Genomic DNA, 21010 nt, shown 5'->3' with positions numbered 1-21010 from the left:
TTCAGGGGGCGAGGATCACCGAGCGGGTGAGGTGGCGCGGGCGGTCGGGGTCGAGGTCGCGGTGTGCTGCGACGGCGACCGCGAGGCGTTGGGCGCGGACGAGTTCGGCGAGCGGGTCGAGGCCGCCCTCGATCCACAACCCGCCGGTGGCGCGCACCTGTTGGGCGAGTCCCTCGGGTGCCTCGCCGAGCATCCAGGTGGCGGTGCCGTGGGTGGTGATGCTGATCGGGCCGTGCCGGTACTCCATCGCCGGGTAGGCCTCGGTCCAGGACAGTGAGGCCTCGCGCATCTTCAGCCCGGCCTCGTTGGCGAGCCCGACGGTCCAGCCACGGCCGAGGAAGGTGAACTGGGTGCAGGCGACGAGCTGTTGGGGCAGTTCGGCGGCGAGTGCGGTGCGGGCGTCGGCGACGGCGGTGTCGGTGTGCAGGCCCAGGTGGGCGCGGAGCAGGGTGACCGCGGTGGTCGCGAACCGGGTCTGCACCACGGAGCGTTCGTCGGCGAAGTCGAGGACCACTATGTCGTCGGCGGCCGTCATGACGGGTGTGTGCGGGTCGGCGGTGATCGCGGTGGTGCGCGTGCGGCCCTTCAACTGGCCCAAGAGTTCCAGGACTTCAGTCGTGGTGCCGGAGCGGGTGAGGGCGAGGACCCGGTCGTACGGGCGGCCGTACGGGAACTCGGAGGCGGCGAAGGCGTCGGTCTCGCCCTGGCCCGTCCCCTCGCGGAGTGCGGCGACGGCCTGCGCCATGAAGTACGAGGTGCCGCAGCCGACGATCGCGACCCGCTCCCCCGGCACCGGCAGCACGTCCCGGTACTTCGGCGCCTGTGACGCGGCGCGTGTCCAGCACTCGGGCTGGCTCTTCAGCTCGTCCTCGACATAGGTCATGCCGTTCCCCTCCCCGGTGGTTATGCTCGTTCCTGCAAGATATAGCGAGCTTTCGAGCACAATCAAGCAATTGGACCGAGGGGGCGTGCGTTAGGGTCGCGGAGAATCGAGGAACGGAGAGTGCGGATGTCGCGCGACGCCCGCTGGAAGGCGCTGCTGGAGCTGCTCGTGGAGCGCGGACGGCTCGACGTCGAGGAGGCCGCGGCCGACCTCGCGGTGTCGGCCGCCACGATCCGCCGTGACTTCGACCAGCTCGCCGAGCAGCAGATGCTGGTGCGCACCCGGGGCGGCGCCGTGGTGCACGGGGTGTCGTACGAACTGCCGTTGCGCTACAAGACCGCCCGGCACGCCTCCGAGAAGCAGCGCATCGCCAAGGCGGTCGCGGAACTCGTCGCGCCGGGCGAGGCGGTGGGCCTGACCGGTGGCACGACGACCACGGAGGTGGCCCGCGCCCTGGCCGTGCGCGGCGATCTCACGACCGGAACCCCCGCGCTGACCATCGTGACCAACGCGCTCAACATCGCCAACGAGCTTGCCGTACGGCCCCAGTTCAAGATCGTGCTGACCGGTGGGGTCGCGCGCCCGCAGTCGTACGAACTCGTCGGGCCGCTCGCGGACGGGGTGCTCTCGCAGATCACCGTCGATGTGGCGGTGCTCGGTGTGGTCGCCTTCGACGTGACGCACGGTGCGGCGGCCCATGACGAGGCGGAGGCCGCGATCAACCGGCTGCTGTGCGAGCGCGCCGAGCGGGTGGTCGTCGCGGCCGACTCCAGCAAGCTCGGACAGCGGGCCTTCGCCCGGATCTGTTCGGCGGAGTCGGTGGACACGCTGGTGACGGATACGGCGGTGGCGCCGGAGACGGCGAGGCGGTTCGAGGAGGCGGGGGTTCGGGTCGTGGCGGTGTGACGGCCGGGCCGCGCCGGAGGTCCGAGTCGGTGCCCGGTCAGGGCTTCAGGACTTCGAAGCGCAGGTGGGTGATGTCCGGCGACTCGCGCGTCCAGAGCCGGCGGAGTTCGACGGGGCCGCCGAGATGGTCGAAGAGCCGTTTGCCCGCACCCAGCAGTACGGGGACGAGCATGATGTGCACCCCGTCCAACAGCCCGGCGTTCAGCGCCTGTTGGGCCGCACTCGCACCGTGGACGCCGACGTCCCCGCCGGCGGCGGTCGCCTTGGCGCGGGCCACCGCGGACTCGATGCCGTCGGTGACGAAGGTGAACACGTCGGGGGCGACGACGTCCGCCGGATCGGGGGCGTGATGGGTGAGGACGACACAGGGCACCTTTCCCACGGGCCCTCCGTCGCCCCACCCACCCTCGCCTTCGCACAGGTCGTAGGAATGCCGCCCCATGAGGACGGCGCCGACGCCGTCGGCCATCTCGGCGAGGACCCGGGCATCGGTGTCGTCCATCTCCCGGACCCATCGGTGCAGACGGTCGCCGCCGATGCCCAGCGGATGGGCACGAGTGTCGTCCGGCGCGGTGATGAAGCCGTCGAGGGACATGGACATACCTGAGATCACTTTTTCGCTCATGCCGGGTAGACCTCCCCCGGCGCCGGAACTCATCGGTCGTCGCGGTTCCTTTGGCCGCTCAGCAGTTGACGATGCGTCAGCCGAAGATCTTGACGGCCTGGTAGTACGTCCACGCCGTGCTGTCGCAGGCGGTCGCCGTGGCGCCGCTGTAGGCGGTGCAGACGCGCTTGAGGTCCTCGTAGAAGGCGCTGTCGAGGCGGGACTTGTTGGCGTCGAAGGCGCCTGCGGCCTTGTAGTTGCGGTAGCCGAAGTCGTGGCGGGCGCAGGACGTGGCGAAGGGGAAGCCGAAGGGGTTGTCGGGCGAGTCGGAGCAGTAGTCGGTGGACCAGTCGAACTCGTAGGCGGACCAGGCGATTTGGTTGGCGCGAGCCGCGGCCCAGAGGTTGTAGCTCGACGCGCTGGTCTGCGTCCAGCTGGAGAGGACCTGGGGCTTGTCGGCGGGTACGGCGGTGGCGGCTGTCGCGGTGGCGACGACGGCGACCAGGGCCAGAGTCGAGGCGGCGAGACCGGTGGCGAGTCTGCGGTGCATCCAACACCTCCATGAGACCGCGATCCGCCCGTCGGATCGCAGGTTCATGACAAGATGATTTCCGGCTCGACCCCACCTTCACACCGCATGTGCCCCAAGGACCCGTTAACTCTCGGATGTGGCAGGAGATCGGGACATGAACCCCGCGGGAGCGGTCGGCGGCGGGCTCGGGCGGCCGGTTCCGGGGCAGTGAAACCGTCGTGAAACCGCGCTGAATGCGGCCTGCCGCACGCTCTGCGGCATGACGACAACGACATCGCACTCACTCGGCATCGCGGCCAAGGGGCTGCGCAAGGCCTACGGGGACAAGACGGTCCTCGACGGCATCGACCTGGCGGTACCGGCCGGCACGGTGTTCGCCCTGCTCGGCCCGAACGGCGCCGGCAAGACCACCGCCGTCAAGATCCTCTCCACCCTCATCGCGGCGGACGCGGGCGAACTGCGCGTCGGCGGCCACGACTTGGCCGTGGACCCGCAGGCCGTACGGGCCGCGATCGGCGTCACCGGGCAGTTCTCCGCCGTCGACGGTCTGATCACCGGCGAGGAGAACATGCTGCTCATGGCCGATTTGCACCACCTGCCCAGGAAGGAGGGGCGGCGGGTGGCCGCCGAACTCCTGGCGCGCTTCGACCTCACCGAGGCCGCGAAGAAGCCCGCCTCCACCTACTCCGGCGGCATGAAGCGCCGCCTCGACATCGCCATGACGCTGGTCGGCAGCCCGCGGATCATCTTCCTCGACGAGCCGACCACCGGCCTCGACCCGCGCTCCCGCCACACCATGTGGGGCATCATCCGCGAGCTGGTCTCCGATGGGGTCACCGTCTTCCTCACCACCCAGTACCTGGACGAGGCCGACGAACTCGCCGACCGCATCGCGGTGTTGAACGACGGCAGGATCGCCGCCGAGGGCAGCGCCGAGGAACTCAAGCGGCTCGTCCCCGGCGGACACGTCCGGCTCCGCTTCACCGACCCGGCCGCCTACCAGTCCGCCGCCACCGCCCTGCGCGAGGTCACCCGCGACGACGAGGCACTCTCGCTCCAGATCCCCAGCGACGGCAGCCAGCGCGAACTGCGGGCCGTCCTCGACTGGTTGGACGCCGCCGGTATCGAGGCCGACGAGCTGACCGTGCACACCCCCGACCTCGACGACGTGTTCTTCGCCCTCACCGGCGACAGCAAGGTCCCCCACCAGCCGAAGGAGAACGCCCGATGAGTACTCTCGCCCTCGCCGTCCGCGACTCGTCCACGATGCTGCGCCGCAACCTGCTGCACGTCCGGCGCTACCCGTCGATGACCCTGAACCTGCTGCTCACGCCCATCATGCTGCTGCTGCTCTTCGTCTACGTCTTCGGCGGCGTGATGAGCGCGGGCATCGGTGGCGGCGGCGCCGACCGCTCCGACTACATCGCCTATCTCGTCCCGGGCCTCCTGGTGATGACCATCGGCAGCACCGTGATCGGCGCCGCGATCTCCGTCTCCATGGACATGAACGAGGGCCTCATGGCCCGCTTCCGCACGATGGCGGTCTACCGCGGCTCCGTCCTCATCGGGCACGTCGTCGGCAGCGTGCTCCAGGTGCTCGCCAGTCTGGTCCTCGTCGGTGCCGTCGCCGTGGCCATCGGCTTCCGGTCCACGGACGCCACCGTCCTGGAGTGGCTGGCGGCCTTCGGACTGCTCGCGCTGTTCGCCCTGGCGCTCACCTGGATCGCGGTCGGGATGGGCATGGCCAGCCCCAACCCCGAGGCGGCCAGCAACATGGCGACCCCGCTGATCCTCCTCCCGCTCATCTCCAGCGCCTTCACCCCGGCCGACACCATGCCGGGCTGGTTCCAGCCGATCGCCGAGTACCAGCCCTTCACCCCGGCCATCGAGACCCTGCGCGGCCTGCTGCTGGGCACCGGGATCGGCAACAACGGGTGGATCGCGCTCGCCTGGTGCGTCGGCCTCACCGCGCTCGGCTACCGCTGGTCGACGGCACAGTTCAACCGCGACCCGAAGTAACCGCCATGACAGCGCGGGCCGCCTCCCGCAGCTCGTCCCGCTCCAGGGCGGCGTACTCCGACACCGCGTCGGCGTACGCCGCCCCGTCGGCGTCCCGGGCCGCCCGCCGGGCACGCTCCGCCGACATGGTCGGCTGGAAGTCGCGCAGCACCCGCAGCCGTTCGCCGAGCGCGATCAGCCGTACGGCGGAGGCGTCGCCGGAGACGATCCCGGCCATGCCGAGCGCGTGCAACCCCGTCCCGAACACGGGGAGTTCCATGGGCGAGCGGGCCGGGCCCGCGAGCAGGTCGCGCAGCCGACGCCGCAGCCGGTCGGTCACGTCCGTGACGAGCCCGAGCCGGTCGGCGTGCGCGTGGGCCGTCACCGCCGCCGACTGGACCTGGAGCAGCCACCGGTCGTAGAAGGGGTCGTCGCTCCCCGTCGAACCGGCCGCGGTGATCGCCTCCACATTGCGGCGCCACAGGCCGAGTCCGACCTCCGTCAGCCCGCGGGCGAGCGCGATCTCGGCCCGGCCGCCGAAGTCGGGGCTGTAGACGTCGTCCTTGTGCGTGGGGTTGCGCTCCTCCGCCTGCCGCAGCCAGAACTCGGCCTCGTCGGGTTCGCCGCGTTGCAGACACGCGAGGACGAGACCCCAGCGGACGCCGATGGAGTCGTGCTCGTCACCGAGGCGCGGCAGCGCCGCGAGTGCCGCCTTGAGACTCTCGTACGCGGCCTCGCCCTGCTCCGTCTGTAGGCACAGCTCGCTCAGTCGGGCGTGCCCGAGGACCTGGAGGAAGGGGTGGTCGATCGGTGCCAGTGCCTCGATGCTGCGCCGGGCGGAGGCGAGCGAGCGGTCGATGTCGTGCTCGTACTCCCAGACGTAGGTGGCGACGCACTCGGCGATGCCGGCGAGCAACGGCCGCTCGCTGTCGCAGAGTTCGCGCAGCACGCCGTAGTCCGGGGGCAGCATCTCGGGGACCGCGCCCAGCACCGCCGAGATGGCGCGCAGCAGGGTGTCCGGCGGGGCCGGGGGCAGCCGCCGGAGGGTGACGAGCTGGCGTACGACCTGTGGGCCGTAGCCCATGAACAGGCTCGCCGTGCACAACACCGCGGCGGCGCGGGCGACTTCGACGTACTCGGGCTCGGGACGGTAGTGCGACAACGGCGGGCCGGTGTCCGCGGCGAGCGCGGTGAGGCGGGGGTAGCTGGAACCGGTCGACCACAGGGCGGCGAGGACCGCGGTGAGGGCGGCGATGGTGGGACAGTCCGTACGGGCCAGGGCGTACCGCAGGGCCAGCACGAGGTTGTCCTGCTCGACCCGAATTCGCTCCCAGGCCGCGCGCGGCTCCGAGCCGAAGAACCAGTCGTGGTAGGTGACCCCGAAGTCCCGCGCCCAGAGCAGGAATTGGTCTACGGCCGCCTCGTCCTCGCCCGCCTCGGTGCGGCGGGCCGCGCTGAACTCCCGTACGGTCTCCAGCATGCGGAACCGTACGCCCGCCGGGGTGTCGGCGACGGTGAGCAGGGACTGGTCGGCCAGTTGCTCCAGGAGCAACAGCGGGTCCTCGCCGAGGACTTGCTCGGCGGCCTCGGCGAGGAAGCCGCCGGGGAAGACGGACAGGGTGCGCAGTGCGGCCCGGGCGTCCTCCGCGAGGAGGTTCCAGCTCCAGTCGACGACCGCGTGCAGCGTGCGGTGCCGCTCGGGTGCGTCGCGGGCGCCGCCGCGCAGCAGCGCGAAGCGGTCGCCGAGGCGCCGGGCGATGTCCGGCACCGAAAGGACCCGGACCCGTGCCGCGGCCAGCTCCACGGCGAGCGGCAGCCCGTCGAGGTGGCGGCACAGCTCGGTCACCGCCTCCGACGGCAGCTCCACACCGGGCCGGGCGGCGCGCGCCCGCTGGGTGAACAGCTCGACGGAGGTGGCGAGGCCCAACTCCGGGAGCGCGTACACCACTTCCGAGGTCAGGCCCAGCGGGGCGCGGCTGGTGGCGAGCACCCGCAGGTCCTTCGAGGACGAGACGAGGGCCTGGACTAGGGCTGAAGCACCCCGGACGATCTGCTCGCAGTTGTCGAGGACCAGCAGCGCGGGCCCGGTGCCGAGGACGCCGAGGACGGCGGTCACCGGGTCGCCGGAGGCGGGCCCGCTCATACCGCCCGCGCCGAGCGCGGAGGCCACCTCGGCGGCCACGTCCGCGTCGGCCGTGACACCGGCGAGCGGCACGAAGTACACGACGCGCTGTTCGGCCCGGCGGCTGACGGCGTGCGCGAGCCGGGTCTTGCCGAGTCCGCCGGGGCCGACGACGGTGACGGCGCGGGAGGTGTGCAGCGCCCGCTCGACGGCCGCGATGTCCTCGTCCCGGCCCAGCAGCGGGTTCGGTTCGTGCGGGACGCCGTGTCTGACCGCCGGTGCCTCGCCGTTCAGCAACTCCTTGTGTACGGCCCTGAGTCCGGCGCCGGGGTCGGTGCCGAGGTCGTCGCGGAGTTCGCGGCGGTAGGCCTCGTAGCGCATCAGCGCGGCGGACGGGCCCGCCGACGCGGCCTCGCCGCGCAGGAGTTCGGCGAGCACCTCCTCGTCGCGCGGATACTCGGCGGCAGTTGTGGCGAGCGGGCCCGCCGCCTCCGCGTGCCGTCCCAGGCGGGCGAGCGCGAGGGCCCGTGCGCGGGCGAGCGTGGCGTGGACGGGGGCGCGTTCGGCGCGCAGTACGGCCACCGGGTCGGCGCTGTCGGGGTCGCCGTCGGGGGTGCCCTCCCACAGGGCGAGTCCGGCCTCGGCCGCGGCCAGCGCCGCCGCGTGGTCCCCGGCCCTGGACCGGTCGGCGCTGGCCGTGGCGTGCAGCAGCAGGGCGGAGCTGTCGACCTGGTCCTCGGCGAGGGTGAGCCGGTAGCCGGTCGGGGTGCTGGCGATGACGTCGGCGCCCAGCTGGGCCCGGGCCCGGGACACGAGGACCTGGACCGCCTTGCCCGGCCGCTCCGGCAACTCGTCCGGCCACAGTCCCGCCACCAGCCGCTCGGTGCTGCACCCCGTGCGCAGGTCGCCGGCGAGCAGCGCGAGGAGGCCGCGCAGCCGGGGCGCGGTGACCTCCTGTCCGCGGTGGGCGACGCGGGGCAGCAGGGTCAGGTCGGTGGTCACCCGTGCAGGTTAACCAAGGTCGGGGCGTCGCGACTCCCGCTGCCCCAACGCCCGTGTCGGCAGCGGCGGTTCGCGTCAGCGGGTGGGTGTGAGGGGCAGGTCGTCCGTGAAGGCGTTGACGGGTTGGGCGATGGGCCGGGTGCCGTGGACGTCGAGGGCCGCCGCCGCGGACTTCGTGCCGAGGGCGCCCTGGGTGTGCCAGGTTCCGGTGACGGCGAGCCAGGTGTTGGCGGGCGGGGCGGGGGTGCCGTACATCCGGATCTTGACCGTCTGGGCGTCGGCCGCGCAGCAGGTGAAGATGATGCGGGTCAGGTCCCAGCCGCCGTGTCCCGGTGTCACGAAGCCGGTCATCTCGACGGTACGGCCCTTGATGGCGCGTTGCTTGTCCTGCTGGACCCGGGTGGTGAAGTCCGTGAGGGTCATCGGGAGGGGTGAGGTGGCGGGCAGTGCGGCGAACCCCTTCTGCTGCTTGACGGTCTCGCTGCCGGCGTGCGCGGCCGTGTAGGCGCCGAGGGCGGGAGGGGCGTAGAGGAGGAGGCTGAGCGCGGGGAGGAAGAGGAGCCAGGCGATGCGGGGTGCGGAGGAGTGGTCGTGCCCGTGGCCGTGGTCCTCCTGTTCACCCGTGTCGTGGTCGAACGCCGCGTGGGCCAGGCCCAGGAGCAGCAGGAGAACACCCGAGATGATCAGGAGCGGGCGCAGGCCCTCCTTGACGTAGCGCAGGTAGAGGTCGGTGAAGAGGGCGGTGTGCAGCAGGCCCAGGCCGGTCAGGATCAGGAGCGGGATCTGTGCGGTGCGCTTCACAGGAGGGCGCCTCCGATCAGGACGCTGGCGGCCACGGCCACGACGGTGGTCGCGGTGGAGAAGCGGACCGCGAAAGCGCGGCCGAAGGTGCCGGCCTGGAGGGCGATCAACTTGAGGTCGACCATGGGGCCGACCACCATGAAGGCCAGCCGGGCGGTGGGTGAGAAGCCTGTGAGTGAGGCCGCCACAAAGGCGTCGGCCTCGGAGCAGACCGCGAGGACGACGGCGAGCGCGGCCAGGAACAGCACGGACAGCCAGGGCGAGCCGGAGAAGGTGTCGAGGACGGAGCGCGGGACGGTCACGTTGAAGGTGGCCGCGGCCATGGCGCCCAGCACGAGGAAGCCGCCCGCGTGCAGGAAGTCGTGCTGGAAGCCGAGCCGGAACTCGGTGAAGCGGCTGTGTCCGTGCTGGTGCCCGGTGTGCCGGACGACCGGGCGCAGCCATTCCGCGCGGCCGAGCCAGAGCCAGAGCCAGCCCATGACGGCGGCGGTGGCGAGCGAGGCGAGCAGCCGGGCCAGCACCATGGCGGGGCTGCCGGGGAAGGCGACGGCGGTGGCGGTCAGCACGATCGGGTTGATCGCGGGCGCCGAGAGCAGGAACGCGAACGCGGCGGCGGGAGTGACGCCCCGGCGGATCAGGCTGTTGGCGACCGGCACGGACGCGCATTCGCAGCCCGGCAGGACGGCTCCGGCGAGCCCGGCCACGGGGACGGCGAGCACGGCGCGCTTGGGCAGCACCTTGGTGAACAGGTCGGCCGGCACGAAGGCGTTGATCGCCCCGGACAGGGCGGTGCCCAGCAGGAGGAAGGGCAGCGCCTGCACGGTGATGGCCAGGCAGACCGTGCGCCAGGCGGCCACGGCGGGGCCGTTCAGCCACGGTGTGCCCGACAGCAGGAGGGCGGCGATCGCCAGACCGAAGGCGGTGAATGCGGCCGTCGCGGGCGAGGGTCTGCGACGCCGTCGCTCGGGTGGGTGGACGGTGGCCGGGGCCACCGCCGCCGTCACATCAAGCAGCTCATCCGTTTTTGGCATTTTTGCTCCGAATGTCTGATGTTGTGACAGAACATAGCGAGGAGTACGGCCGTCACCGCGCCCACACGCCGTGCGGCGGGCCCGGGCATGATGGCCGTATGCGCATCCGTATCGACGCCGTCGACCTGCCCGGCCGCACCTTCCCCGCCCCCGCCGACAGCTCCGTCCCGGGGTACGACGACGTCCATGTCGCCGTGCAGCGCAAGGACCGGCCGGCCGAACTGCTCGATCCGCAGGCGGGGGACGCGGCGTCCGCGACGTGGACGCTGGAGTGCGCGACGGAGGCCACGCCGGACGGGATCGTGGTCGAGGGCCCTTATGTGCAGCACCGGTTGGGCCGCCGGTTCGTCTATCTGTCGTGGGGCACGGTCGACGGGGACGGGGTCTTCACGATGTTCCGGCGCGCCAAGCTCATGCTCGACTCCGTGCCCGCCGACGTCCTGGCCGCCGCCGCGAGCGACGGCCTGCTCGTCGGCCGTCTCGGGCTGACCGACGCGAACGGCGGCCCGTTGTGCGCGCGGGTGGATCCCCCGCGCATCACCTGGACCGCCGCCGCGCGCTAGTTCTCGGTCAGGACGCCGAGTCCTTCTTGTTCGTCGCCGCCCGGTACGCCTGGGTCGGGGTCATCGCGACGCCGTTCAGGCTGACCGTCTTGTAGGGGCTGACCTTCGCGCAGGACTTCGACTGGTCGGCGGTCGAGGCCTGGGCGTTGGAGGTGGCCGCCTTGGTGTCGGCCGGGGCCGGGGACGAGGAGCCGCCGGGGAGCGTCGTACCGCTGGGCCAGTCCGTGCCGATCACCAGGGTCAGACCGGTACCCGTGCCCTGCTTGAGGTGCGCGGAGCCGAGGCCGATCGCCTTGGCCACGGTCTGGGCCTCGGCCTTCTGCCCGGTGCCGTAGGTGAGGGTGGTCGTGGTCGCGCTCACGGAGGCGTTGCCGGTGGTGGTGTCGGAGCTGAAGCCGCCGTCTATCAGGCCGGTGGCGACGGTGGAGGCCCGGCCGCTGATGCTGGTGCCGTTCTCCACCGTGACGGCGATCTGCGCGGCCGGTACGGCGACCGCCGTGGCGGTCGCGGTGGCCGCCGCCGACTTCTTGCCGGACGAGCTCGTCAGCGACTGGTCGTTGGCGATCGTCGCGAACAGGCTCTTCGCGGCGGCGGCCGGTACGACCCGGTTGGCGTTGGTCGGGTCGGCGCCGGTCTGCATCGTGGTGAACGTCATGCGCTTCGTCGGGACCTTGTCCAGGTCCGCGGCGAGCCCGATGAGCTTGTTGACGGTGCCGAGGCCCGTGTCGACCGTGAGCGCCTTGGTGGCGGCGTCGGCCAGGTTGTAGACCGCCGAGGGGTTGGTGAGGGTGCCCGCGCTCTTGAACTTGCGGATCATCGCGCTCAGGAACAGGTGCTGGGAGACGGTACGGCCGAGGTCGCTGCCGTCGCCGAAGCCGTGCCGGGAGCGCACGAACTCCAGGGCCGCGGTGCCCTTGAGGGTGTGGGTGCCCTTGGCGAGCTTCAGGTGCGAGTAGGTGTCGTAGACGTCGGCGTCGACGCACACCGAGACCCCGCCGACCGCGTCGGACATCTTCACCACACCGGAGAAGTCCATCTGCACGAAGTGGTCAATGGTGATGCCGGTGAGCGCGTGGACGGTCTTGACCTGGCACTCCTGCCCGTACTGGAGCGCGCTGTTGATCTGCCCGTAGTAGCCGGACGTCGACTGGCTGCTCTTGGGGTCCTTGCAGGCGGGGACCTGGGTCATGGTGTCGCGGGGGATGCTCATCACGGTGGCGTTGGAACGGTCCGCCGAGATGTGCACCACCATCTCCACGTCCGCGTTGCCGTTCCCGGACTGCACACCGGTCGTCGAACAGCCGCCGCCGAGCTTGCAGTCGGTCGCGCTGGACCGGGCGTCGCTGCCCATCACCAGGAGGTTGATCGGCGTCCGGCCGAAGGCGTCGGCCTTCTCCTTGCCGCCCGCGCCGTCGTCGATCGGGACGCTGTTGATGTTGCCGTTCAGGTGCTCGTAGAACCACCAGCCGGCGCCCGCGGTGACCATGATCAGCACCGACAGGGATATCGCGGTGATCTTCAACACCCGCCTGCCGCGCGGAGCCTGCTTACGGCGCGAGGCGGCACGACCGGCCGCACGGGATCCGCCGCGCGGCGCCTGGCGGGCCGCGGCGCGGGAGGCTGCCCGGCCGCCGGTGGGCAGCGGCTCGTCGGCCTCGCCCTCCCGCGGTCTGGGTACCCCTCGTGTGCGGCTGCGCGTGGCGTGTCCCACGGGGCCGTCCCCGAGGTCGGTCATCTGGCACTCCCACAAAACGGTCGGGCCGTTCAGGCCGTCGGTGCTGCGGCCAGGGGCGCGCGGCCATGTCAGGTCGGACGAGGCGGGGTTCCCGACTCGCTTGCGTGGTTGCGCAATATAACAATCTCAGATGAGAACACCGCAGGGGCTTTCTCATTTACGGACTTTCATTTTGCGTCAAGGTCGGTCAACTGGTCGGAATGCGGGCGCTGGTGAGGGTCATCGGAGTACCGGTGACGGCGATGAGAAAAAAGCGCGGATGCGAGCCGCCCGGCACCCGCCGCACACCGCCGGGCGGCTTCACGACATACGTCGCGGAGGCGTGCGGGGCGAGGGACGCCGGGCCGCCGGAGGCGGTCCACCAGTCGGAGGCGCCCTGCCCGAGGCGGCTGGCGAAGTGGGGGGTGAGCCGGGTGGCGGTCGTGTTGACGACCCGGGCGACGAGCCGGGTGATGTCACGGTGCCCGGAGCGCTCCACGATGTCCGCCGTGACGTTCATGCGCAGCGGCGGCGGACTGGCGGCGGCGATCGTCACGCACACGACGGCGGGCGCGAGGAGCCCCGCGGCGAGCACGGCCCGGGCCGGGCGTGCGGTCAGGTGCGGGATGCGGGGCTGCCAGGCCGAGGCGAGCGCGGAGGCGGGGACGGTCGCGGCGGCCGCGAGCCACAGCGGGGTCATCATCAGGAAGTAGCCGTCCTGGGACCTGGTGGCGAGGTAGAAGCTCAGCCAGGGCAGCACGGTGATCGCCGGGCCGAGCCGCCGCGCGAACAGCAGCGTGGCGGCGAGCAGGCCGAACAGGAGCAGGAGACTGCCGTAGGAGTAGTAGTCGAGGTGCCTGCTGCCCGCGGTGAAGTAGTACGAGATCCCCATCAGGCCCTGGCCGTGCAGGATCGCCTTCTGGGTGATCGGGAGCAGCAGTCCGTGCAGCCAGGTGGAGAAGTCCTCGGCGGCGAAGTAGGCGTTGATCGCGGCCCAGGTGAGTGCTGCGGTGCCGGTGTAGCGGGCGACGACGCCGAGGGCGAGCCGGGGGCCGAGGTCGCCGCGGCGGACGGCGTAGAGGCCGACGAGGAGGAACGGCGTGAGGAACCAGGCGAGTTGCTGGGTGGCGCAGGCCGCGCCGAGGCAGAGGGCCTGGAGCACTCCGGGGAGTCCGAGCCGGCCACCGGCTCCGGTGTCGGGCCACCTGACCACGACCGGGATGAGGAGCGCCAGGGCGAGGACGGCCGGGTAGCCGGAGTAGGCGTAGCCGGGGAGGAAGCCGAAGCCGAGGCACACGGCGGTGGCGGCGGACCGCCAGGGGGCCGGGAGCAGCAGCCACAGCAGGACGGCGCCCGCGAGGAGCGCGCCGGTGGTGACGAGGGTGGCGGCGGCCGTCGAGTGGATCACGGCGTGCACGGGGGCGGCGAGGAGTGCGGTCAGCGGTGGGTAGCCGTAGGTGTAGTCGGCGCCGCCCGACATGGTCTTGGTGATGCCGACGGACGAGGAGTCGAAGAGCCAGGGCCAGGGCTGGCCGTAGACGGGGTGGCCGTGCAGGATCTGGTTCGCGGCCTGCGCGGTGAGCACGCCCTCGTCGGTGCCGGCGTGGTTGAGCCAGTAGCCGCAGAGCACGAGCGCTACGGCGAGCAGCAGGACTCCGGCGTCGACCCTGGTCAGGGCGCGGCGGGTGCGGGTGGTGAGGGCGAGGACTCCGGCGACCAGGATCCCGGCGTAGCAGACGGAGATGATCCCGGCGACGGGCGGGCGGGAGGTCATCGCCCTCGTCCAGGCGTCGCGGGTGCCGATGAACAGGCTGATCGTGGCGATCAGTGTCATGCCCCGGTGCAGTTGCTGCGGAGCGGCGGGCCCGGTGGTGAGCGGCCGGGTCAGCGGCGGGCCGGTGGTGGCGGGCGCGGGCGCGTCACGGCGCCGCAGTCGCAGACCACCGCCGGCGCGGGGACCGTCATCCATGGCGTCCTTCTCCTCCTCGTTCCGCCCTCGTCGGCCGGTGGTTCATGCCGGGGCAACCTCTACTACATGTTGTAGAGGTGAAAGGAGCCGTCGAGGTTCATCAAGGGAAGGGAAGAGCTGGGCAAGAACCGCGGATCACATCGGCAGTGACTGGCCCCGATCAATTCGGCGGCGGCTCCGACGCGATGAAGCGCTCGAAGCCGGCGTGGAAGGCCGTGCCCTTTGGGTCGGTCGCGCTGTAGTGGAAGGCGGCCACCCCGCACCCCCGCGCGTCGAAGGCGAGGCCGGTGTACGAGGCGACCCGGGTGCCGTTGACGGCGAGTGCCACCTTGATCCGGCCCGTACCGGCCGAGGAACAGGTCATAGACATGTCGACCTGCTGCCCGCTGTCCACCTCCAGACCCAGGTCCGCGAGGTCGACCTCGACGACCCGGTCGTGCTGGAAGGCTCCCTTGTACCTGAACTCGCGCACGATCAAAGCTTCCTGATCCGTCGTCAGATAGGTCGCCCAGCGGGAGCCCTTGCGATAGTCCCCCGAGCCGTCGCACCACAGCCCGACCCCGCCCTCACCGCCGTACCACTCCGTCTGGGTGCTCAGCCGTACCGCGAACGACGACGGCTCGAAGGGGGCCTGCGGCCACACCTCCAGCTCGGACTTGGGATCCACCAGCATGGTCCCGCCCTTGTGCGTGATCGTCGCCAGGGTCGGGTCCTTGTACGACCAGTCGCCCGAGTCGGTCAAGTCGTCGGTGTACGTGAGGGGTTGGGAGCTGGTGGATGCCCCGGAGCCGTGCGTCTGCGGGCCGTTCTCCTTCGCGGAACCTCCCGAGGTGGTGCTGAGGACGATCGCGAGCAGCACGGCCACCGCGGCGCTGCCGGCGGCGAAGCCCCACAGGCGCAGCTGTTTGGCGCTTATGCCGGGGGCGGGAACGGGGTCGGGGCCGGATGCTGGAGGGGAGCCGCTGCTTCCGCCGCCGTTTCCGGGTGGTGGCGTGCGCGTCTCCGTGCGTGCGCCGTCCTCCCGCTCCACCGCTTCCGCGAGCCGGGTGACGAGTTGGGCGGCGGTGGGGCGTTCCGCCGGGTCCTTGCGGAGGCAGTCGGCGATGGCCGAGCGGACCGGTTCCGGTACCGCCGTGAGATCCGCGTCGCGGGTGGACACGGCGACCAGTACCTCGTAGTCGCTCTCCCCCTCGAAGGGATGTCTCCCCGTGGCGGCGAAGTAGAGCGTGCCGCCGAGGGAGAACACGTCGGTGGCGCTGGTGACGCGGAGAGACTTGACCTGCTCGGGTGACATGTACGCGGGTGAGCCGAGCACACTTCCCGGTGTGGTGAGCGCCGACTCCAGCAGGCGGTCGTCGCGGGCGATACCGAAGTCGATGATCCTCGGTCCGTCCGGGGAGAGCAGGATGTTGGACGGTTTGATGTCGCGGTGCACGACACCCGCCCGGTGCACCTGCGCCAGCGCGTGCGCGACGGCGAGCGCCAGGGACTGCAACCGCCCCGAGGACAGCGGGCCGCCCGCCGCCACATGCTGGTGGATCGTGGGACCCGGGACGAACTCGCTGACGATAAAGGGGTGTCGGCCGGACAGGTCCGCGTCGAGGACCCGGGCCGTGGCCAGTTCACCGACCCGGCTCGCCGCGCCGAACTCCCGACGCACCCGGGCGAGCGCGACCTCGTCGTACTCCTTGCCCGGCAGCAGGAACTTCACCACGACCTGCTGTCCCGCCCGGTCCCGGGCGAGCCACACCACGCCCTGTCCGCCGCGGCCCAACTCACGCTCGCAGACGTACCCGCCCACCGACAACTGCATTCGCGGATCCATGTCCACGCCCCCAGCCCCGCCCCCGACATGGCTGTCGTTCAGCGTATCGGCTCGCCGGTCACCCAACACCGGGGACGGACGGACACGTGCACCGTCATGCCGGCCGGTGCTTCAGCCGATGTCGATGCGCGCTCCCGCGCCGGCGACGCGGACACGCGGGTCGCCCGCGCGCAGCGTCACCGTGAGTTCGCCGGGGCGGCCCAGGTCCTCGCCCTGATGCAGCGTGAGGACGATGTCCTCGGGAACCAGGCCGAGTTCACGCGCGTACGCGCCGAACGCGGCGGCCGCCGCACCCGTCGCCGGGTCCTCTACGACACCGCCGACGGGGAAGGGGTCACGGACGTGGAAGACGGTGGCCGACTCCCGCCACACCAACTGGACCGTGGTCAGGTCCAGTTGGTGCATCAGGGCTTCCAGGCGCCCGAAGTCGTAGGCGAGATCTGCGAGTCGGGCCCGCGTCGCCGCCGCGAGCACGAGATGGCGGGCACCGGCGAAGGCGATACGGGGCGGGAACGCGGGGTCGAGGTCGGCTCGCGGCCAGTCGAGCGCGGCGAGCGCCTCGTCGAGGTCGGCGTCGGCGATCTCCTCGATGTGCGGTGCGACGCTGGTGAGCGTGGCCCGGAGCGTCCCGTTCTCCTCGGTCACCTCCACGGGTACGGTGCCCGCGCGCGTCGCGAACACCAGCTCCCCCGTGCCGGTCCGCTCGGCCAGCGCGACGGCGGTCGCGACGGTGGCGTGCCCGCAGAACGGCACCTCGGCCTTGGGACTGAAGTACCGGATGCGGTACGCCCGCCCGTCCGGACCGCCGAGCCCCTCCGGGGGTGCGGTCAGGAACGCGGACTCCGAGTATCCGAGCTCGGCGGCGATGGCCAGCATGTCGCTGTCGGCCAGGGCGGTGGCGTCCAGAACGACGCCCGCGGGGTTTCCGCCCTCGGGGTCGCTGGAGAAGGCGGTGTAGCGCAACACCTCGGGCTGCGGCGCGTTCGTCGTCATGGTCGTGGCAACGCGGCGCGGGCCCCCGACCATTCCCGGACGCGGGGACGCGGGTGAGGCGATCGCAGGTCAGGCGTCCCCCGTGGGACTGGTTCTCAGCCCAGTTGCTCGGCCAGTCCGACGATGATGCCCTCCGGGCCGCGGACGTAGCAGAGCAGGTAGCTGTCCTCGAACCGGGCGATCTCGCCGAGGAGTTCGGCGCCGTGCGGGCGCAGGCGGGCCACGGTGTCCTTGATGTCGTCGACGGCGAACATGACGCGGTGGGTGCCCAGGATGTTGTGCGGCCGGTCGCGCGGCCCGTCGCTGATCGCCTCGGGGCTGCGGTACTTCGCGAGTTCGAGCCGGCTGTGGCCGTCCGGGGTCCGGAGCATCGCGATGTCGCAGTGGACGCCGTCGAGTCCGGTGCACTGGTCGGCGAAGAGGCCCTGGACCTCTCCCCTGCCCTCCAGCTCCATTCCGAGTTCCACGAAGAACGCGACGGCGGCGTCCATGTCCTCGACGACGATGCCGACGTTGTCCATCCGCTGAATCGCCATGGTGGCTTCTCCTTCTTCCTCGTGCGGCCGGTGGCGGCCGGTAACGGCCGGTGGCGGCCGCCGCTGTCCCTGGGACGGAGTCGGTGGCCCGTTCTCGACATGCGCGGACCACCGACTTCGGAACAGGTTGCCGACTTCTCCGGTCAGGCCCCGGCTTCAGCGTCCTGCGCGGAGGCAGCGAACTCCTCGGGCCCCTGCTCGGCCGCCGCCGGGTCCATCCACATGACCTGCCAGCCGTGACCGTCGAGGTCGTAGAAGCTGCGTGAATACATGAAGCCGTAGTCCTCGGCACCGTCCACCTCGGTACCGCCCGCCGCGAGCGCGGCGGCGCTGACCGAGTCGACCTCCTCGCGGGAGGACACGCTGAAGCAGTAGAGCGCCAGCGTGTGCGTGGTGGGATCGGCCAGCGGCAGCTTCGCGAACTCCGCGAACTTCTCGCGGGTGAGCAGCATGACGAAGGCCTGCTCACCGACCAGCATGCAGGTGGCGGTCTCGTCGGTGAACTTCGGGTTGAAGCTGAACCCGAGCTTGGCGAAGAACGCCTTGCTGCGCTCCAGGTCCACCACGGGGATGTTCAGGAACAGCATGCGGCCGGGGTGTGCGGGAGTGGTCATGATGGGTCTCCGGTCAGTGGCTCGATGGTGTACGTCCTGGTAGACCGGGCCCGTCGGCAAAACTCATCGGTGCTCGTCGATGCCGCTGCTGCTGCCGCTGTCGGACGGCGACGGCCCGGAGCCGCGCGTCGCGCGCGTCGACCGCTTCCCACGTGGACGGCACGATGAGTTCGCCGCCGTCCGTGACGCTGTTCTGGGCGAACCGGGCGTCGAGGTCGCGGTGGTCGCGGTCGAGGAGCCTGGAACGCAGGAGGAACACTCCGAACGCCCTGTTCTTGTAGCGGGCGATGCTCGCGAGGTGGCCCGGGTAGTTGTACGGGGGGGGCTGGTCCGGTCGGCCCGCGCTTCGGTGGGCAGGTCGGTGAGCGCGTCGACGGAGTCGCCGTGGACGATGTCGGCCGACGTCGGCAGTGCGGCGGCGAGCGTGCGTATCAGGTCCTCGCGCGCGATCTCGATGTGGTCCCCGGAGTCGCTCGTCTCCTTGACCGGCAGACGGGCGGCCACGGAACCGTCGGCATGGACGAACACACGGTGCTCCGCGATCCGGAGGCGCTGCTCACGGATTTGGGGCAACACCCCCATCCTGTCAGCGAATTCGATGGCGTCGCCGCGGATGTCGATCGGAGCGCGGTCGTCCCGCAGGCGTGCGGCGCGTTCGACGAGCGTCACCTGGTGGCCATGTGTGACAGCGCCCCGGAATCAGGACACACCCGACACACCTGACACACCCGGGCCAGCAACCGCGCGGCGGCCTCGGGGGGCGCACGGCCCGCACACGTGCCGGTCCGCGCTACAAGGAGGTCGCCGAGCCGGCCGGAGTGCACCGGACGCGCCTCTACCGCAACTGGCCCGACCGCGACGGGCTCATGAACGCGGCTCTGCTCCAGCACTCGGGCACGGTGGAGCTGGAGGACACCGGGGACCTGCGTCACGACCCGGTCGACTACCTGGTGGCGCTCGCCGACCTGTTGTCCACCACGACCGGCCGTGCCCTGCAACAGGTCGTGGACCATGCCGTGGCCCGCGGTGAACTGCCGCCGGTCGACGGCTACTTCCTCGCCGGGCTGCGCCACACAGCCGGACACTACGGCCGCGCGCCGACAGCGCGCGGCCGGGTGTCTGACCGACGAGGCTTGTCGGTCAGACACCCGGCGTGTCCCAACTGATCGTCACTTCTTGACGATTGACTCCACCCAGCTGATGAAGTTCGTCGTCGGGTCACCGGTGCGTTCGGCCATGGTGTGCGCCATCGCCCACACCGTGGCGAAGTCGACGTCGCGGATGCCGTAGTTCCGCAGGGCCAACTGAAGGTTGATCTCAGTGGTGTTGGCCGTGTCGCCCTGCATGATGCCGGTGCGGATGCGCCAGTGGCGTGCCACCTTCGACTGCCGGTAGCCGGCGAAGGCGGGCGAGAGGAAGTACATCGGGTTGTACGCCTCGGCCCGCCAGGCCATGTCCTTGCCGACGCTGTCCTTCTTCGCGAAGTCGCTTTCGTAAGTCGCGGCGCCGTAAGCGGAGTTCCAGTCCGCGTACGTGGCGTACCTCGTCTCGTTCGCCTTGACGACATCACGGGTGAGGGGCGCGAAGTGCGAGGGGACGCCCAGCCCCATCGCGAAGACGCTGTTCTCGCCCTGCCCGCGGGATACCCCGTCGAAGGCACCGACCGGCTTGTTCGCGTTCTTCTGGCTGTTGACGAAGCCTTCGAGGCCGGACACCGTCGCGGTGTTGGTCGTGGCGTCGTAAGTGACCCATGTGCTGGCGGAGTTGAGGTAGGCGATGTAGTCGTCGACCGTCTCGTACGTCGTCGAGGTCCCCGTCTGGCCCGATCCGGGCGGCCCGCCCATCGTCGTGATCGTGTACGGGAAGGTGTTGTCCGACAGGAAGTGGTTCAGCGAGGTGGTGATCACCTCGATCAGGTGGTCGTAGTAACTTCCCGCCAGGTGAACGCCGTTGGTGGACTCGGTCAGCTCCAGGCGCCTGCCGTGCTCGTCGCGCAGCCCCAGCCGGTTGACGTACGTGGGCCAGGCCTTGGCGAGGTCCGTCGAGTAGGCGCTGGTCCACGTGCCGGACGCGCGCGTGCCGGTCGAGGCGAACTGGCCCATGTTCCACTCGTAGGACAGGTTGGCCTCGTGCAGGTTGGTGATCGGGCACCAGGCCATGACGCCGGCGACCGCGTCGCTCAGAGGGCGGCCCTGGGCGTCCTCCATCGCCGCGCCGATCGTGCGCAGGTACGGGTGGTACAGCGGGCTGTCACCGGACGTGCCCGCCACGGTGTCCTGGGCGCCGCCGCCGCTCATGCCGAACAGGACGATGTCGTCCGAACTGCCGGGCAGGACACTCTCGTTGTACCGGAGGAAGCGGACCGCGGCCTTCAGGTCGGTCACGCCCCAGGGTGCCGCGTCGGAGCGGGTGCTGGTCGAGCTGTCCCGGCCGCGCAGGCCCGGCCACACGTAGACGAGCCCGGCCTTGAGGTACTGCGACACGGCGGTGTAGCTGTAGGACGTGGCCGGCGCCTGCTGGGCGTAGCCGGGGGTGTTGACCGGGATCACGATCGGCGCCGTGCCTCCCGAGTACGGGCCGACGGTGCCCTTCCGGTTGGGCTTCGCGGTGTACGTGGTCCCGTCACTGTTCGCGGTCGCCGTCAGATAGGCGCCCGGCACATAGATCGACAGGTTCTCGTAGTCGCTCGCGGCCGGGTTGGCGACGTACACCTTCCCGATCTGGTAGTACACGTCGTTGGTCGCGTCGTACGACCAGGCGGTGGAATCGAACTCCAGCGAGTACGCCGAGGACGTGGTCGACGAGCTGTTCGACGACGAGGCGGCGGCGAACGCCGTGCCCGCCGCGCCCTCGGCGACTCCGAACGCGGCCATGGCTGCGGCGCCCCGGATAACGGTTCTGCGGTTGAACTCCACCC

The 21010-nt window shown here is 71.1% G+C and carries 19 protein-coding genes; 6 read left to right on the top strand and 13 right to left on the bottom strand.

Annotation, left to right across the window (positions count from 1 at the left end; translation table 11 throughout):
* Position 1: 1 nt before the first annotated feature.
* Positions 2-883: an SIS domain-containing protein gene (locus tag ACWIHT_RS16730; protein ID WP_456168789.1), complete on the bottom strand. Its 882-nt coding sequence runs from the start codon at positions 881-883 to the stop codon at positions 2-4.
* A gap of 126 nt (positions 884-1009) precedes the next feature.
* On the opposite strand from ACWIHT_RS16730, the gene ACWIHT_RS16725 reads away from it, so the two are divergent.
* Positions 1010-1789 carry a DeoR/GlpR family DNA-binding transcription regulator gene (locus tag ACWIHT_RS16725; protein WP_456168787.1) on the top strand — a complete coding sequence of 260 codons (780 nt, stop codon included), beginning with the start codon at positions 1010-1012 and terminating at the stop codon, positions 1787-1789.
* Positions 1790-1826: 37 nt separating this feature from the next.
* On the opposite strand, the gene ACWIHT_RS16720 is transcribed toward ACWIHT_RS16725, so the two are convergent.
* Both ACWIHT_RS16720 and ACWIHT_RS16715 read right to left on the bottom strand, forming a co-directional pair.
* Complete coding sequence (locus ACWIHT_RS16720) at positions 1827-2414, bottom strand: dihydrofolate reductase family protein (protein WP_456168785.1); 588 nt, start codon at positions 2412-2414, stop codon at positions 1827-1829.
* 76 nt (positions 2415-2490) lie between these two features.
* Positions 2491-2943 carry a phospholipase gene (locus ACWIHT_RS16715; RefSeq protein WP_456168783.1) on the bottom strand — a complete coding sequence of 151 codons (453 nt, stop codon included), beginning with the start codon at positions 2941-2943 and terminating at the stop codon, positions 2491-2493.
* 241 nt (positions 2944-3184) lie between these two features.
* On the opposite strand from ACWIHT_RS16715, the gene ACWIHT_RS16710 reads away from it, so the two are divergent.
* Positions 3185-4156 carry an ATP-binding cassette domain-containing protein gene (locus tag ACWIHT_RS16710; protein ID WP_456168781.1) on the top strand — a complete coding sequence of 324 codons (972 nt, stop codon included), beginning with the start codon at positions 3185-3187 and terminating at the stop codon, positions 4154-4156.
* Complete coding sequence (locus tag ACWIHT_RS16705) at positions 4153-4944, top strand: ABC transporter permease (RefSeq protein ID WP_456168779.1); 792 nt, start codon at positions 4153-4155, stop codon at positions 4942-4944. The genes ACWIHT_RS16710 and ACWIHT_RS16705 overlap by 4 nt, the downstream gene beginning before the upstream one ends.
* On the opposite strand, the gene ACWIHT_RS16700 is transcribed toward ACWIHT_RS16705, so the two are convergent.
* The 3 genes from ACWIHT_RS16700 to ACWIHT_RS16690 all read right to left on the bottom strand — a co-directional run bounded on the left by ACWIHT_RS16700 (position 4925) and on the right by ACWIHT_RS16690 (position 9879).
* A complete protein-coding gene (locus ACWIHT_RS16700) occupies positions 4925-8047 on the bottom strand; it encodes an ATP-binding protein (RefSeq protein WP_456168777.1) in 3123 nt (1040 codons plus the stop codon). The two genes, ACWIHT_RS16705 and ACWIHT_RS16700, sit on opposite strands and share 20 nt — an antisense overlap.
* Before the next feature lie 75 nt (positions 8048-8122).
* Positions 8123-8848, bottom strand: coding sequence for a TIGR03943 family putative permease subunit (locus ACWIHT_RS16695; protein ID WP_456168775.1), 726 nt, complete (start codon positions 8846-8848; stop codon positions 8123-8125).
* On the bottom strand, positions 8845-9879 hold the full coding sequence (locus ACWIHT_RS16690; protein WP_456168773.1) for a permease: 1035 nt from the start codon (positions 9877-9879) through the stop codon (positions 8845-8847). Before ACWIHT_RS16690 ends, ACWIHT_RS16695 begins: the two co-directional genes overlap by 4 nt.
* A gap of 98 nt (positions 9880-9977) precedes the next feature.
* Between ACWIHT_RS16690 and ACWIHT_RS16685 the strand changes: the two genes are divergently transcribed.
* A complete protein-coding gene (locus tag ACWIHT_RS16685) occupies positions 9978-10442 on the top strand; it encodes a DUF5990 family protein (protein WP_456168771.1) in 465 nt (154 codons plus the stop codon).
* A 7-nt stretch (positions 10443-10449) separates the two neighbouring features.
* Here ACWIHT_RS16685 and ACWIHT_RS16680 read toward each other — a convergent pair whose 3' ends face one another.
* The 6 genes from ACWIHT_RS16680 to ACWIHT_RS16655 all read right to left on the bottom strand — a co-directional run bounded on the left by ACWIHT_RS16680 (position 10450) and on the right by ACWIHT_RS16655 (position 18093).
* Entirely contained in the window at positions 10450-12177 is a 1728-nt protein-coding gene (locus ACWIHT_RS16680) for an LCP family protein (RefSeq protein ID WP_456168769.1), read from the bottom strand.
* 187 nt (positions 12178-12364) lie between these two features.
* Entirely contained in the window at positions 12365-14125 is a 1761-nt protein-coding gene (locus ACWIHT_RS16675; protein ID WP_456168768.1) for a hypothetical protein, read from the bottom strand.
* Positions 14126-14285: 160 nt separating this feature from the next.
* Complete coding sequence (locus tag ACWIHT_RS16670; protein WP_456168767.1) at positions 14286-15950, bottom strand: serine/threonine-protein kinase; 1665 nt, start codon at positions 15948-15950, stop codon at positions 14286-14288.
* Positions 15951-16061: 111 nt separating this feature from the next.
* Positions 16062-16943 carry a PhzF family phenazine biosynthesis protein gene (locus ACWIHT_RS16665; protein WP_456168765.1) on the bottom strand — a complete coding sequence of 294 codons (882 nt, stop codon included), beginning with the start codon at positions 16941-16943 and terminating at the stop codon, positions 16062-16064.
* A gap of 95 nt (positions 16944-17038) precedes the next feature.
* Positions 17039-17479, bottom strand: a complete 441-nt coding sequence (locus ACWIHT_RS16660; protein ID WP_456168763.1) for a VOC family protein — start codon at positions 17477-17479, stop codon at positions 17039-17041.
* A 143-nt stretch (positions 17480-17622) separates the two neighbouring features.
* Positions 17623-18093 (bottom strand): VOC family protein, encoded by a 471-nt coding sequence (locus ACWIHT_RS16655; RefSeq protein ID WP_456168761.1) that lies wholly within the window; start codon positions 18091-18093, stop codon positions 17623-17625.
* 384 nt (positions 18094-18477) lie between these two features.
* On the opposite strand from ACWIHT_RS16655, the gene ACWIHT_RS16650 reads away from it, so the two are divergent.
* Both ACWIHT_RS16650 and ACWIHT_RS16645 read left to right on the top strand, forming a co-directional pair.
* Positions 18478-18816 (top strand): hypothetical protein, encoded by a 339-nt coding sequence (locus tag ACWIHT_RS16650; protein ID WP_456168759.1) that lies wholly within the window; start codon positions 18478-18480, stop codon positions 18814-18816.
* Between the two features lie 95 nt (positions 18817-18911).
* Positions 18912-19259, top strand: a complete 348-nt coding sequence (locus ACWIHT_RS16645) for a hypothetical protein (RefSeq protein ID WP_456168757.1) — start codon at positions 18912-18914, stop codon at positions 19257-19259.
* Between the two features lie 3 nt (positions 19260-19262).
* Here ACWIHT_RS16645 and ACWIHT_RS16640 read toward each other — a convergent pair whose 3' ends face one another.
* The gene (locus tag ACWIHT_RS16640) at positions 19263-20966 is read right to left on the bottom strand and encodes an esterase (protein ID WP_456168755.1); all 1704 of its coding nucleotides are present in this window, start codon (positions 20964-20966) and stop codon (positions 19263-19265) included.
* Positions 20967-21010: the final 44 nt, after the last annotated feature.

This window comes from Streptomyces sp. NPDC002276 (genome assembly GCF_053891435.1).
The sequence above is the reverse complement of the archived record's forward strand: the minus strand, read 5'-3'. Positions and strand labels throughout refer to the sequence as shown.